The 14,856-nt window shown below is 46.2% G+C and carries 12 protein-coding genes; 5 read left to right on the top strand and 7 right to left on the bottom strand.

Going from position 1 to position 14,856, the window contains the following annotated elements; genetic code table 11:
* Positions 1 to 8: 8 nt before the first annotated feature.
* The 7 genes from queA to P1P86_00490 form a co-directional block, all read right to left on the bottom strand.
* Complete coding sequence (gene queA / locus P1P86_00520) at positions 9 to 1,058, bottom strand: tRNA preQ1(34) S-adenosylmethionine ribosyltransferase-isomerase QueA (protein ID MDF1573662.1); 1,050 nt, start codon at positions 1,056 to 1,058, stop codon at positions 9 to 11.
* 59 nt (positions 1,059 to 1,117) lie between these two features.
* A complete protein-coding gene (gene truB / locus P1P86_00515; GenBank protein MDF1573661.1) occupies positions 1,118 to 1,819 on the bottom strand; it encodes a tRNA pseudouridine(55) synthase TruB in 702 nt (233 codons plus the stop codon).
* 4 nt (positions 1,820 to 1,823) lie between these two features.
* Positions 1,824 to 2,609, bottom strand: coding sequence for an undecaprenyl-diphosphate phosphatase (locus P1P86_00510; GenBank protein MDF1573660.1), 786 nt, complete (start codon positions 2,607 to 2,609; stop codon positions 1,824 to 1,826).
* The gene (locus tag P1P86_00505) at positions 2,606 to 2,860 is read right to left on the bottom strand and encodes a DUF3098 domain-containing protein (protein MDF1573659.1); all 255 of its coding nucleotides are present in this window, start codon (positions 2,858 to 2,860) and stop codon (positions 2,606 to 2,608) included. Before P1P86_00505 ends, P1P86_00510 begins: the two co-directional genes overlap by 4 nt.
* Positions 2,861 to 2,870: 10 nt before the next feature.
* Positions 2,871 to 3,746, bottom strand: coding sequence for a permease-like cell division protein FtsX (locus P1P86_00500; GenBank protein ID MDF1573658.1), 876 nt, complete (start codon positions 3,744 to 3,746; stop codon positions 2,871 to 2,873).
* Positions 3,747 to 3,779: 33 nt separating this feature from the next.
* A complete protein-coding gene (locus P1P86_00495) occupies positions 3,780 to 4,799 on the bottom strand; it encodes a branched-chain amino acid aminotransferase (GenBank protein MDF1573657.1) in 1,020 nt (339 codons plus the stop codon).
* An 86-nt stretch (positions 4,800 to 4,885) separates the two neighbouring features.
* Complete coding sequence (locus tag P1P86_00490; protein ID MDF1573656.1) at positions 4,886 to 8,041, bottom strand: adenylate/guanylate cyclase domain-containing protein; 3,156 nt, start codon at positions 8,039 to 8,041, stop codon at positions 4,886 to 4,888.
* Positions 8,042 to 8,242: 201 nt separating this feature from the next.
* On the opposite strand from P1P86_00490, the gene P1P86_00485 reads away from it, so the two are divergent.
* The 5 genes from P1P86_00485 to P1P86_00465 all read left to right on the top strand — a co-directional run.
* Positions 8,243 to 9,082, top strand: a complete 840-nt coding sequence (locus P1P86_00485) for a universal stress protein (GenBank protein ID MDF1573655.1) — start codon at positions 8,243 to 8,245, stop codon at positions 9,080 to 9,082.
* A gap of 56 nt (positions 9,083 to 9,138) precedes the next feature.
* Positions 9,139 to 9,735: an RdgB/HAM1 family non-canonical purine NTP pyrophosphatase gene (gene rdgB / locus P1P86_00480; GenBank protein ID MDF1573654.1), complete on the top strand. Its 597-nt coding sequence runs from the start codon at positions 9,139 to 9,141 to the stop codon at positions 9,733 to 9,735.
* 40 nt (positions 9,736 to 9,775) lie between these two features.
* Positions 9,776 to 12,067 carry a two-component regulator propeller domain-containing protein gene (locus P1P86_00475; GenBank protein MDF1573653.1) on the top strand — a complete coding sequence of 764 codons (2,292 nt, stop codon included), beginning with the start codon at positions 9,776 to 9,778 and terminating at the stop codon, positions 12,065 to 12,067.
* A 17-nt stretch (positions 12,068 to 12,084) separates the two neighbouring features.
* A complete protein-coding gene (gene recO, locus P1P86_00470) occupies positions 12,085 to 12,813 on the top strand; it encodes a DNA repair protein RecO (GenBank protein ID MDF1573652.1) in 729 nt (242 codons plus the stop codon).
* Between the two features lie 374 nt (positions 12,814 to 13,187).
* Positions 13,188 to 14,856: HYR domain-containing protein (locus tag P1P86_00465; GenBank protein ID MDF1573651.1), on the top strand; the 1,669-nt coding region annotated here is incomplete at its 3' end.

The raw sequence follows: 14,856 nt of genomic DNA, 5'->3' as shown, positions 1-14,856 counted from the left end.
CGGACCGCTTACAGAATCAGCATGGCATCTCCATAGGTGCCAAACTTATATTTTTCCTTGATGGCAACCTCGTATGCATTCATAAGAAGATGATACCCTGCGAATGCAGATACCATCATCAACAGGGTGGAATAGGGGAGATGGAAATTGGATACCATTCTGTTGGGGACAGAAAATTCGTAAGGAGGAAAGATGAATTTGTTGGTCCACCCGTCATACTCTTTGAGAAATCCATCCGTTGAAACAGAGCTTTCGAGAGTCCGCATCACAGTGGTCCCGATTGCACAAACGTTCTTCCTCATCTCTTTTGCGGCATTGACGAGTTTGACAGAATCCTCTGTGATATGAATCCTCTCGGAGTCCATTTTATGTTTGGTCAGATCCTCCACATCCACGCTTCTAAAATTACCCAGTCCCACGTGCAGGGTGATATATGCAAAATCTATGCCTTTGATTTCCATTTTCTTAAGCAATTCCCGGCTGAAGTGCATTCCGGCTGTGGGGGCCGCTACGGCACCTTCATGTTTGGCATAAACAGTTTGATAGCGTTCTTTGTCTTCCGGTTCCACCTTTCTTTCAATGAATTTTGGGAGGGGTGTTTCGCCCAGCTCAAAAAGAGTCTTTTTAAATTCATCATAATCGCCATCGTAAAGAAAGCGCAGAGTCCGTCCCCTGGAAGTAGTATTATCAATCACTTCGGCAACCAGCACATCATCTTCTCCAAAATACAGTTTGTTCCCGATCCGGATTTTTCTTGCCGGATCTACGAGTACATCCCACAAACGCTGTTCCCTGTTAAGTTCCCTCAGCAAAAAGACCTCAATCTCTGCCCCGGTTTTCTCTTTATTTCCATATAAACGGGCTGGAAAAACTTTGGTGTCATTGAATACCATCACGTCCCCGTCGTCGAAATATTCTATAATATCTTTGAAGGCTTTATGTTCAATGGTTTCTGTGTCGCGGTGCAGGACCATCAATCTGGATTCATCGCGGTTCTTGGCAGGAAATTTGGCAACCAGTTCGGCAGGTAAATTGAATTTGTATTGGGATAGCTTCATATGTTGATTGTGATTATTGATTTGTGCGAGCCTCGTTATACGTAAGAAACGCAAAAAAGTTACAAAAGTTTAAGATTTTCAATAAAGTTGTCCAGGGAAATTGCTTGATCGATATGGTGAGGCCCTATTCTGGTGCGCCGGAGACCGGTTAAGTGTGCCCCGGATTGGAGCTTTATGCCCAGATCTCTGGCCAGAGACCTGATATAGGTTCCTTTGCTGCATTCCACATGGAGAATAAGTTCAGGCAGTTTTTCGGACAGCGTCTCCAGTCGGGCGATATGTATCTGCTGGGGTTTTAGTTCCACCTGTTTTCCTTTCCTGGCCATGCTGTAGGCCCGTTTCCCGTCTACGCTTTTGGCTGAAAAGAGGGGAGGCATCTGCTCCTGGTCGCCCGATAATTCTGACAGAGCCTGCTTAATATGACCGGAAGTGATATGCTCCCAGGGATAGCTGTGATCCACCCCGGTTTCCAGGTCGAAAGAGGGTGTGGTTGCTCCCAGGCGGATATACGCGGTGTAAGCTTTATCCATATCCTGGAACTGCATGATCTGTTTAGTGGCTTTCCCTGTACAGATAATTACCAGTCCGCTTGCCAGTGGATCCAGGGTGCCTGCATGTCCCACCTTGATTTTCTGAATCCCCAGGTAGTGCCGGAGGGACTTGCGGATCTTGTTGACCACATCAAATGAGGTCCAGTTCAGGGGCTTGTCTATATAGAGGACTGTTCCGTCCAGGTATGTTTCGGGACTGGTAAGCTCCATAGAATCAGGCAAAGATAATTGAAACCACTCCAACAATCGCACAATAGATGGCAAACCAGTAGAGATTCCCTTTCTTTACAAGATTGATCATCCATCTGCATGCCAGGTAACCCGACAGGTAGGCAGCCAGAAAACCGATGATCAGAGATCCCGTGGCTATGGTGCTCTCTGAGCCTGAAGAAGAAATCGAAAGAATATCCAGGAGGGCGGCCCCGATGATGGGAAATAATACCATCAGGAAGGAGAATTGTGCCACCTCACTGCGTCCGTTCTTTAGTAAGAGCCCGGCGGAAATGGTAGCGCCAGAACGGGAAATACCCGGAATGGTTGCAATGGCCTGGGCAATTCCCATCAGGAGTGCATCCAGGAAGGGAATCTTCTTTGTCCCTGGTTTTACCAGTTGGGTGGAGAACAGCAGGAGCGCAATTACCAGCAGGGCACTGCCCACCAGCGCAAGATTTCCGGAAAAAAGTGCTTCGAGCTGTTCCCGGAAGAAAATCCCTACAAACAGCACGGGGACCATCGATAAGAGTATTTTGCTAACGTAGCGGGTCTCCTCGTTCCATTTGAATTGAAAAAGTCCGCCAAGGAGTTTTAAAATATCCTTATAAAAAACAGTAATGGTACTTAATACGGTGGCAAAATGGACCAGTACTGTAAAGGAGAGACTCTCTTTTATCTCCACGTTTAACAGGACTTTTCCGATTTCCAGGTGTCCGCTGCTGCTTACAGGAAGAAATTCAGTAAGTCCCTGGATCAGACCAAGGATCAATGCTTCAAGCCAGGTCATTTGTTATCTGCTTTGGGCTTTTTCATAATGGCCCAAATCTCAAAGATAAAGCCTGCCAGTACGATAATAGGTGCCAGAGTAATCCTGCGAAAACTAAAAATCTCTTCTTCATTGAAAACGGCAGGATCTTCTGATTTTCCGCCAATCATCAGTATGAATCCCAGAATGATGACAGCAAATCCAATAATCAACAGAATGTAATTCTCCTTAGCCAGAGCAAAACTCTCTTTGTCCGTACTTTTCTTACTCATATGGATTCAATTAGTAAAGCTTATCGGTTTTTATATTCAGATATTTATTCACGGCAAAAAAGGTCGATACCCAGTTGAGGACGATACCTGTGAGGATCACTCCCAGAGCCAGAATGGACAGCATGTCATAATCTTTAAGGGATATTACCCCTTCAAATTCTTCCTGAAGCAGGTAAATCAAAGCGAACAACAATGCAAGCGCTACCATACTTCCCGTGAATCCGCTGGCTGCGCTGGTGAACAGGAAGGGCCTGCGGATAAAACTTCTGTTGGCTCCTACCAGTTGCATGGTATTAATGATAAATCGCTTGGAATAAATCGATAACCTGATGGTATTGTTTATCAGGGTGACAGAGATCAATGCAAGCAGAATGGAAAAACCCAGGATGATCACCGTGATCTGCCGGATATTTTCATTCACTGCATATAACAGTGATTTTTTATAATACACCTCCTCTATGGAGTCGTAATTCATCAGATCCTGCTCAATAATCATGACCGAATCGGGGTTGGCCCAGGGCTGATGCAATCTGACCCTGATGGAAGGTGGAAGAGGGTTGTAGCCTAAAAAGCGGATAAAATCTTCCCCCAGCATCTGTTCGGTTTCCAAGGCGGCCTCCTCTTTGGTGATATACTCCGTTGACAGAATAAACTCCCTGGAATCCAGTATTTTCTGAAGCTGGTAGATGTCTGCTTCCTTGACATTTTCTTTGAGTATTACATTGAAACCAATGCTCTCCATCACCTGTTTCCGGATATTGCGTCCGTTGATCAGCAATAGCCCTACCATCCCGAGCAGCAATAAAACCAGCGAGATACTAATGATCGAGGTAATATAGGAGCTTCGTATTCTCCGGGAATATGTCCTGTTTTCCTTCTTTGACATGCCTCAAAAAATGGCTGTCGCAAAGATAGGAATTTAATCCAGGATTTTGGTCCACCCGAAGGAATCCTCCAGATCACCGTTCTGGATTCCGAGAAGGGTTTCGTAAAGCTTCGTAGAGACCGGACCCGGTGTGATCCCGTCCCCGAAAGAATAGGTGATCCCCTCTTCAACATCGGCCACTTTCCCAATGGGCGAAATTACCGCAGCAGTACCACAGGCTCCGACTTCCTCAAAAGTGCTGAGTTCTTCCACAGGGACCGGACGAACTTCCACTTTCATACCCATCTGCCCGGCCAGGGTCTGAAGGCTTTTGTTGGTTATGGATGGCAGAATAGAGTGTGATTTTGGGGTGATAAAGGTGTTGTCTTTGATCCCGAAGAAATTGGCAGGACCGCACTCGTCGATGTACTTTTTCTCTTTGGCATCCAGATACAGAGCCGTGGCATAACCCTCCTGATGAGCCCGTGCAATAGATGCCATACTGGCCGCATAGTTGCCTCCGACTTTCAGGTGGCCTGTCCCCAGAGGAGCGGCTCTGTCATGATCCCGGCAAATCATGACATTTACCGGTTTAAATCCAGCTTTGAAATAGGGCCCCACCGGCATAACAAATATAAGGAAGGTGTATTCTGTGGCAGGTTTTACACCGACTTCCGGACCCGTTCCGATCAGCAGGGGACGGATATAAAGGGATGCCCCCGTGCCATAAGGGGGGACAAAGCGCTTATTCAGCAGAACCACTTTCTCCACGGCCTCCATAAATAGCTCAACGGGAACCTCAGCCAGAAGAATTCCTTTGGCTGAACGGATCATTCGCTTTGCATTTTCCTCATGTCTGAACAGCCTGATGTGTCCGTCCTTGCCGGCAAATGCTTTCAGGCCTTCGAATGATTCCTGGCCGTAATGCAGGCAGGTGGCCCCGATATGAATGGGAAGATACGGATCCGGGGATACTTCCAATTTGCCCCATTTTCCGTCTTTGTAAAGACAGCGCACATTATAATCAGTCTTCATGATGCCGAAGCCCAGGTTTTTCCAGTCAAGTTCCATGATAATCTGTTAGAGGTTATAGTAAGAGATCAAAAGTAATCAAACAAAGCCGCTGCAACAATAATGAAAGGATGTTATAAAAGGATGTTTTATATCCATCTTTCCTGCTCCAGGATGGACATTTGTTCATTGCCGGATACCTCTCGCATTCTTTTAGCCGCCACTGTATAAAACTGAAATTCAAATAAGAGCTCCAGTTGCTGTTTCTTAAACTGCTGCCCATTTATTTTTGATCCGGTCTTCCTCAATTCCTGGTACAGGAGTTTTATCTGATCGGAATAATCGGGACGGCCGAGATATTCCATTTTGGCATCAATCAGGATTTTTTCCAGCCGGTTATTGGGCTTAAAAGGCCTTTTGGTGGCCAGTATCAGATTGCATATCTGGTCGATCTGACCTTCCGAGTAGGAAAAATCAGGGAGGATCTCCCTGCTGATAACCGAAGAACGATTTTCGAAGTTCAGATAGTCCTGGGTGAGCCCGGTTAAGAGCATTAAGGCTGCGGTCCTTACTAAAAGCCGGTCCTCCTGTTCAATCTCTTCTGAGCGGCAGAGCAGGAAGGATTGATTATATACCCTTCTGGCGTATTCCAGGCTGTGAAAATGAAGCGTTTCAGGTAAACGCTTTAAGATATCATCGAATACCATCTCCTCCAGGTCACCCAGCCTGAGTAATTGAAGTTTGGTAAAAAAGCGCTTGTTGGGAATACCCTTCAGGTCGACCGATAATTCCGGGCGAAGTCCGCTCACATAGTACATATCGATATTCCCTTTGTATTTAACAGGTAACTTTCCCCTGTATTCACAAATGAAAAAGTCTTTTACCATACTGTAAGTCATACCGGAGATATTTATTTTTCCGGGAGTCCCCGATGATTCCATCCGCGAAGCGGTATTCACCGTATCGCCCCATATATCGTAAGAAAGCTTTTTATGGCCAACTACTCCCGCGATAACCGGTCCGGTATGAATCCCGATTCTCAGATCCCAGATCTTGGCCCTGGTGCTTTTAAGTTGTTGCATATAAGTTTGCATCTCCAAAGCTGCCAGCACAACCTCCACCGGGTTAGTACTGTTCTTTTTCGGAATCCCCCCGGCAGCCATATAGGCATCCCCAATAGTTTTGATCTTCTCAATATTGTATTTTTCCACCACCGAGTCGAAGTGAAAAAAGAAAGTATCCAGTTCATCGATCAGTTTCTCCGGATTCATTTCTTCAGCTATTTTTGTGAAGCCCTGGATATCAGAGAATAAAACAGTAGCTCTTTCGTATTTCCTCCATTTTGCCTTTCCCTGGTTTTTGATTTGATCTGCTGTGTCCTTTGTAAGAATTTCCGCCACCAGTTTGTCCGATATCTCCTTCTCGGCGGCCAGATTCTGTATCTTGGCCTCCATTCGTTCCGAAATCCTCGACTCAGCTCTCCGGTAGCTCAGCAGGCGCCATTTTTGAAAAAGGAACAGCAGAATGAGAACGAAGATTCCATATGCAGTATAAGCATACCAGCTTGCGTAAAAAGGGGGAGCAATATTAAAAGCACTTTTTGCGGTATCGCTTATTCTCCCGTAGAGATCCATGGCCTGAACTTCCATGGAATATCTGCCATGCTTTATATCCGATACTGTATAGTCCCTGCTGGAACTCCACCTGGACCAGCTTGTGTTTCCCGGAACAACCCGGTATCTGAAAAGAGCTTCTGGCAAATGCTGCAGCTCAAGACCAGAGAAGTGAAACCGTTCGCCGTTTACCAGATCTTCCGATTCCAAAAGGCTTATTGATATCTCTGCGGACATGCTTCCCAGGCTGTGCAGATCAAAGAGCGAGATTTTGTCCTTTCCGGTCAGAAACAGAACGCTGTCTTCGTAAGCCATATCCATGACTTCTCCCAGGAGTTGCATGACGGGGAAAGCAGCAAAGCTGCTTACCGGCGCATCCAGATCCCCTGTATATAATACCGGAGAGAGATAATCAGCATTATTTTGAAGGATCCAGAAATTACCTCCGGTAGCCGGCAGGATCATATCGGATTCTGCCAGTAGTCTGGATCTGTGATTCGCCGGCAGGGGTTGAAAAGTCTCTTCATTACTGTCATAGCTATATACCTGTTGACTGCTCACCAGAAACAGTGCCTCCTCCACCTGCACAAGCTTATAGAGCAGATCTTCAGAATGAAAGGAAACTGGAACTATCCGGTCTGCCCTGGCATTGATCCTGAACACACTATTGTTACAAATAAAGAAAGGAATATCCTTATACTCAATAAAGGAGTGTGAATTTTTAAGGGAGGGATCCAGGGGGGTGGATTTCCACACTCCCTGGTCCAGGGTGTACCTGACAGTCCCCTGTTTTCCTGATGCTATTACACTTTCTTCTTTGACTGCCTGGATTCCTGTAAAGGATCCCGGGTCGATTAATGTGGCCTCCATTCCGGAGATATGATACAGTCCATCGGAACCTGCCGCAAAGGCCCGATCCCTGATGGTTGAGAACAAATGTACAGAGGGGCTGGATCCGGGAAGCAGCTTCCTGATTGTCCAGGAACCTGTTAGAGCACTATCTTCTGAAACAGAGAAAATTCCCCGGGAAGTGCCCAGTAGAATCCGGCCATTGAAAATATGTGATTTCAGAATTCGTCCTGCATTAAAATCAGAGATTTCAAGAAGGTTGAGCGGTGAAGGATCATGGATTTGGTGCAGCGTATAGGCTCCCAGGATCCAGATTTCGGAATTGTTCCAGATAAAGATTTGCCTGATTCCTTCAGAAGGTATCCCGATTTTATCCCCGATCATTTTAATGAATTCCTGATTCTGAACTTTGTTTCCGGGGGTTTCCTCTATCCGGTCGCCGTGGAGCCCCAGATATTTAATCTCTGATCTGGAAAAAAGAAAACGCCCGATATCAGAAAAGATGTATGTTTCCCCGGCTATATTTTGAATTCCTGATGGAGTAAAATTCCGATGGGAAGTTGGCAGCATATGTTTGCGAGAAATGGCACGGAAGGTGTGTCCCTCTTCTCGGAGAATGAAGCCCAGGTCATTCTGGGAGACGTAATACAAGGTATCAGAGTCGTCTCCGCACACATACACCGGTCCATCCATATGAAAATAAGTGAACTCTCTTCCGTCAATAATGTTTAACCCGCTGCTTTTCCCGATAAACAGGGTTCCCCCGTGGTCACGGTAGAAAGTCTCATTGGGAATCTCGTTGTATGGAGCAGGGAGATTGATCTCCTGTATCCAGGGGGTCAACCGGAGCTTACCCTGTTGCGCGAATGTAAAGTTAATGCAGGTTACACAAGCGTTCAGGAGAAAAATAATCAAGTAAATCCTATATGACTTGAAGAATAAATTCATAACTTGTGTAACTTAGCTTGAGCTTCCTGCGTAAGATATTATCAAAAGTAAAAATATATATTTACCCTTAATTGATAACCAAACAATAGGATCTTAATGGAAAAGTTAGAAAGGCCTATTATCGTACCATGGGATTTCTCCCCGGTGGCTGAGAACGCTTTTAAGCATGCTGTAAATGTTTCAAAGGCTCTGAACAGAGAGATTCTTCTTTTGCACGTCGCACATGAAGAACATCATATAGCTGGTAAAAGCAGCGAACTGGAAGCCTCCGCGGAAAAACTCGGGAAAGAGTATGGTAAAAAGCCTCATGTTAAAGTGGTGGGAGGATCCATTTTCCATGCCATCGGAGAGACCGCAAAGGAGTTAAAGACTGAAATGATAATCATGGGAACCCATGGGATGAAGGGTGCTCAGAAACTTTTTGGCAGCAGGGCGCTGAAGGTAGTGGTTTCCTCCCGGATCCCCTTCCTGGTGATTCAGGATAAGCCGGTAAAGGAGAAATTTGACACCATTCTGCTTCCCATTGATTTCAAACGTGAAAACAAGGAGAAGGCAAACTGGATTTATTATCTGGCAAGGAATTTCGGATCGAAATTCATTATTCTGAAGTCGAGTGCCAGGGATAAAGGGTTTAAAAGAAAAATACTCTCCAATATCAAGTACGTGGAAACCTTTCTCAAAGGACACGATGTGGCATATGAGATTGTTACCGCTTCGGGCAAGGAAAAATTCAAAAAGGAGATTGTCCATTTTGCCAGGGAACATAACGCAGACCTGATTTTAATTATGGCTACGCGCGACATACGCTGGGTAGACTATATGTTGGGAGCTCCCGAACAGTATATCCTGGCCAATCCGGAAAACCTGCCAGTTATGTGCATGAATCCCAGACCTGCAAAAATTGCCGGTGGATTCAGAGCCGCCGGAGGCGCGTAAGAGAATCAAAATATGTAAATTCAAGGCCGCAACTAATTGCGGCTTTTTTTTTGGTTATGGAAATCGTATTTGCTACCAATAATCTTCATAAACTTATGGAGATAAGCTCCCTGTTGGGGGACAGCTATCGAATACTGGGATTGAAAGATCTCCGGATTGAGGAGGAGATCCCCGAGGATCATGAAACACTGGAAGAAAACGCTTCTCAGAAAGCCTGGTATGTTTTTAATAAAACCGGACGGAATTGCTTTGCAGACGATACTGGTCTGGAAGTGGATTTTTTGAAAGGGGCTCCGGGGGTTTATTCAGCCAGGTATTCAAGGATTGGTCAGCTCACCTTTCCCGAAATGGAACCTTCTGCAGGTAATATCCGGAAATTACTGCTGCAAATGGAAGGAAGCAGCAAGCGGTCGGCCCGTTTCCGGACGGTAATTTCACTGATTATGCATGGTAAAGAGTATCAGTTTAATGGGGTGGTAGAGGGATCTATCTCCAGGAAAGCTTCCGGGACCGAAGGATTTGGCTATGATCCCGTTTTTATTCCGGAAGGACACGAGTCCACATTTGCAGAGATGAATCTTTCCATGAAGAACCGGATCAGCCACCGGGCCAGGGCTGTGCAGGGACTGGTAGATTTTCTGAAGGCGATGTAATATGTCTCTGCTATTTGCGTATATATAGAAACCATTTGGGATGCGGGACAGGCTATTTCTATTAGTATTTGGGTTTATTACCGGGGTATCTCTTCCTTTATCGGGTCAGATTACCATGGGACAGTGGAGGACACATCTTCCTTATCAGTACTGTACTCTGGTGGAGGCCACCGACGACAGGGTATATTGTTCCACAACGGGCGGGCTTTTTTACTATAACCTGGAGGATCACCTGGTGGAGAAAATCTCCAAGATCGATGGATTATCCGATAATGGAGTTTCTGCAATGCGCTGGAGCGAAGAACTCGAAACCCTGATCCTGGCTTATGAGAACTCAAACCTGGATATCATCAGGAACAACACCATAGTGAATCTGCCGGATATTATGAAAAAGCAGATTACAGGTGATAAAAGCATTTATGATATTTACTACATCGGAACCAGGGCTTATCTGTCCACCGGATTTGGTATTGTTGTAATAAACCTGGAGAGAGATGAAATCAGTGAGACCTATCTGATCGGGGATAATGGTCAAACGCTTAAGGTGAACCAGCTTAGCTCCGATGGAAGCTATCTTTATGCGGCCACCGACCAGGGGATCAGAAGAGCCTTGCTGTCCGACCCCTTCCTTGTGGATTACAATGCCTGGGAATTGCTAACAGATATCCCTGGGTCGGGCGGAGCATTTGGATCTGTAGCCTGTTTTGAGAATCACGTGTTTGCCTCATCCGATGATCCGGCCGGTGAACAGGACCAGGTCTATTACAGCAGCGGAATGGCCTGGATTCCATATCCCTATTTTACGGGGAATATATGTCATGAGATATTGAATCAGGGCAATTTTCTGTCCCTGGTCGATGATACCGCTGTTCATCTGATTAATACGGATTTCCTGGTTGTTCAGCAGATGTTCAGTCCAAAACCCCGCTCTGCAGTTCTGGATACGCGGGGAGATCTCTGGCTGGCCGATAACGGCTGGGGACTGATGACCAACCAGGGAGGGGGAACCTGGACCATCACCCCGGACGGACCGTATTCCACTTCTGTATTTGATATGGAATCCGCTGAAGGCGTTTTGCATGCTGTTGTTGGCGGAATTTCCGGATCATGGAATAACTTATGGAATACAGCTACGCTGGAAACCCTTGCGGATGATGAGTGGAGCTGGAAACACAGCTGGGAAGACAGGGATCTGATCAAACTGGCCATAGACCCGGATGATCCATATCATGTATATACCGCTTCCTGGGGTATGGGCATACTGGAGTACAGGGGCGATGAGATTACCAGGTACAATGAAAGCAACAGCTCCCTGCAGACCATCATTCCTGGGCCCTATGTCCGGATAGGCGGTGTGGCACTGGATCCTGATGGGAATCTCTGGATGACCAATTCCAATGTGGCTGAACCGATCTCGGTAAGGAAGGCAGACGGAACCTGGAAAAGCTTTCGGGTGGATAATCTTATCACTTCGTTTAACGCGCTGGGCGACATCCTGGTGAGCAGTTCCGGTCAGAAGTGGGTCATTGTACCCAGGGGGAACGGCCTCTTTGCCATGGATGATAACCGGACCATCGAAGATATTTCCGATGATATTTACAAGAAGGTGAGCGTGGTAGATAAATTTGGTAAAGTCATCACCAATGATGTGTACTCCTTTGCTGAAGATCACCATGGAAATCTCTGGCTGGGTACCAACCAGGGAGTCCTGGTCATGTACAGCCCATACAGACTGTTTTCAGATGGCAGCATTTATGCGCAGGAGATTCTTATTCCCAGAAATGACGGGAGCGGCTTTGCCGATCCTTTACTGGGTACCCAGGTTATCACCAGTATAGAGGTGGATGGGGCCAACAGAAAATGGCTGGGGACCTCCGGCGGAGGGGCCTATCTGGTTTCTGAGGATGGGTTTAGTGAGATTAATCATTTCAATACCAGTAACAGTCCCCTGCTTTCCAATACACTCACGGATATCTGTGTGGATGGAATATCCGGTGAAGTCTTTTTTGGCACGGACAAGGGAATTATCTCCTACAAGGGAGAAGCTCTTCAGGGGAGTCCGGCTTTTAATCATGTGGTCGTATATCCCAATCCGGTAAGGGAAAACTTCGACGGGAATGTGGCTATAAAGGGATTGATGGAAAGAAGCACCGTGAAGATTACCGATATGAGTGGCAACCTGGTGTTTGAAACCGAGTCGCTGGGTGGTCAGGCTATTTGGGATGGGAAAAATTTAAGAGGGGAACGCGTTGCGACGGGCGTCTATATGATCTATCTCTCCAGCGGGGACGGAACACAGTCTCATGTGACCAAGCTTCTTTTCATTCATTAGTGCAAGCCTCTGATGATATGATCCGGAAAACCAGGGGCATTGTTCTGCACACCACGAGGTACGGCGAATCCAGCCTTGTGGTTCATTGCTATACCGAGCTTTGGGGCAGGCAGACTTTCATGGCGAAGGGAGTAAGAAAATCAAGAAGACAGAACCGATCCAATCTGTTTCAGCCTCTCTTTATCCTGGATTTTGAAGTCTACCATAAAGACAGCAGGGAGCTCCAGCTGGTCAAGGAGGTTAACAGGGCTATTCCCCTCAATTCCATTCCCTTTGATATCACCAAGAGTACGCAGGCGATCTTTATGGCTGAGGTCCTTTACAGGGTGGTGAAGGAACAGGAATCCAACCCCATTCTGGCCAACTTTCTGATCTCTACCATCCAGTACCTGGATGCCCTGGAAGAGGCTGCCCCCGATTTTCATATTTTGTTTATGTTTCAACTGTCGAGGCACCTTGGTTTTTATCCTCAAAATAATTTTGGGGAGGAGCGGATTTTTTTCAACCTGGACAGCGGGCAGTTTAAAGCTCATTTTGGAAACCCCGAGCTCTTCCTGAACCAGGAGGACAGTAAGCTTTGGAGCCATTATATGCAATCTGATTTACAAGCGCTTAAAGAGAGAACTTTTAATGGTGCCCAGAGAAAGCAAATCCTGGATAATCTGCTGCGCTTTTACAAATTTCATGTGAGTGGTATGGCAGAGATACGATCCCTGGAGGTTTTACATTCTTATTTCGTCAAATAGAGATTGCAGAATGCCGCGATATTTCTTATGTTCAGGGTAACTAACACCTAATATAATGCGTATAAGCAACGATACTGAATAAATGCAGGTCTAATAAAGGTCGTTTTGATTTTATTTTCCGGGTACAGATTTTTTAGTAGCCGGATCAAATTTTTTAAGAAGTGATCTCCGTCCAACCGGAAACTATACAAACTAACTCTTTGGCTGAACTATCCCACCTGGATGATGGAAGATTCAGGCCTTCTTCCTTTGGCAGGTTCATTATCGGGTTGTTTATTGTTTCCGGGATCTTTCACTTAGCAAGTTCCGCCTTATTAAGCCAATGTGCCCCGGGTTACGCACTTCAAACCGTAAGTGGGTCTGTACGGAGGGTTGTGAATCAAGTTGGGATTACAAATCCAGATTTCATAATTGGACAACCTGACAATAATGGGGTGGAGTTATTTACTAATGGCGACATAATAACAATTGACCTTATACATACCCTGCAAAGTGGGGAGCAGTATAGCATTTTCTGGAGACAACTTACTGGTGAAGATCCAGAATCAGTCCTAAAATTCTTTGAATCTTCAGATGGGACCAACTGGACAGAGCACCCATTATCAGCTGCTCAAAGTATCACAACTAATAATGAAGCCTCATATGATGAAGTGCTTATCACGGCTAATATTGATACCCGCTATATACGGATAAGCAAAGTCGTTTTTCCCGATTTTTTGATCGATGCAGTTACTTATAACGCTGATGTCTGCCTGGTTGATCCTGCCTGCAACCTTGTTTCTTCAGAACAGTTGATTTCAGGTTATGCCAGCTCCCTTGATGCTCAATTCAATGTAGCATTGCCTGGACGTTCTCTTGGTGCCCCGGATGGACTAGGGGCTCAACTTGATAATTACAATGACTGGATAATAGTACAATTAGACGATATCGTCTCTGTTGGGCAGGAGTATCACATTGTTTGGAAGAGAAGAGATGGGACAAACTGGCCGGCAAAGTTATACTTTGATGAATCTATAGATGGCAGCAGTTTTAAGGAGCATTCACTTTCCGGGACCTTTATTACAGCTGATAAAGACTACTATGTGGTTTCTTCTGTAAGCGCTGAGACGAATACTTATTATTTAAGATTCAGGAATCCCTCGCCACCTCCTTCAGATCACGGTGATTATTGGATCGATGCTGTGGTATTTGACGCAGTTGAATGTCATCCAACAGCCACCATTTCCCCCGACCCGGCAACTGTATGTGAAGGTCAGGATGTAGTTCTTGATGGCAACCCATCGGGAGGAGATGGAACTTATACGCATCAGTGGTCTGGGCCTGAAGCTTCATCATTACTTGCCACCAATGTTCAATCACCTACCTTTAACAATGCTACTGCAGGATCGTATAATCTGACCTATACGGTTACCGATGGCAACGGTCATACTGGAACTGATGATATTACAGTGGTTGTTTCTGTTGATGTTGCACCTGTTGCCCAGTGTCAGGACATTACTGTATATCTGGATGCAGCTGGATCTGCTTCCATAGTTCCGGGAGATGTGGATGATGGATCCTATGATGGATGCGGCGTTGTAACTCTTTCATTGGATATTAGCTCTTTTGATTGCGGCGATCTTGGAGACAATACAGTTACTCTGACGGTGGAAGATAACACGGCCAATACTTCAACTTGTCAGGCAATGGTCACCGTGGAGGACATTATTTCTCCGACGATCACCTGTGGAGCTGATCAGACGCAGACGGCCGATGCGGGAGTCTGTAATGCGTCGGTGACTGTTGCTGGTCCGGCTACGGGGGATAACTGTGGCGTAGCCACGGTTCTCAATGACTATAACGGCACGGCCGATGCGAGCGGCACCTACCCGGTGGGGACCACGACGGTGACCTGGACGGTGACCGATATCCACGGTAACACGAACACATGCACGCAGGATATCACGGTGACCGATGATGAGGCGCCGACGATCACCTGTGGAGCTGATCAGACGCAGACGGCCGATGCGGGAGTCTGTAATGCGTCGGTGACTGTTGCTGGTC

This window comes from Bacteroidales bacterium (assembly GCA_029210725.1).
Classification (GTDB): domain Bacteria; phylum Bacteroidota; class Bacteroidia; order Bacteroidales.
This window is presented reverse-complemented; position numbering and strand designations above follow the sequence as displayed.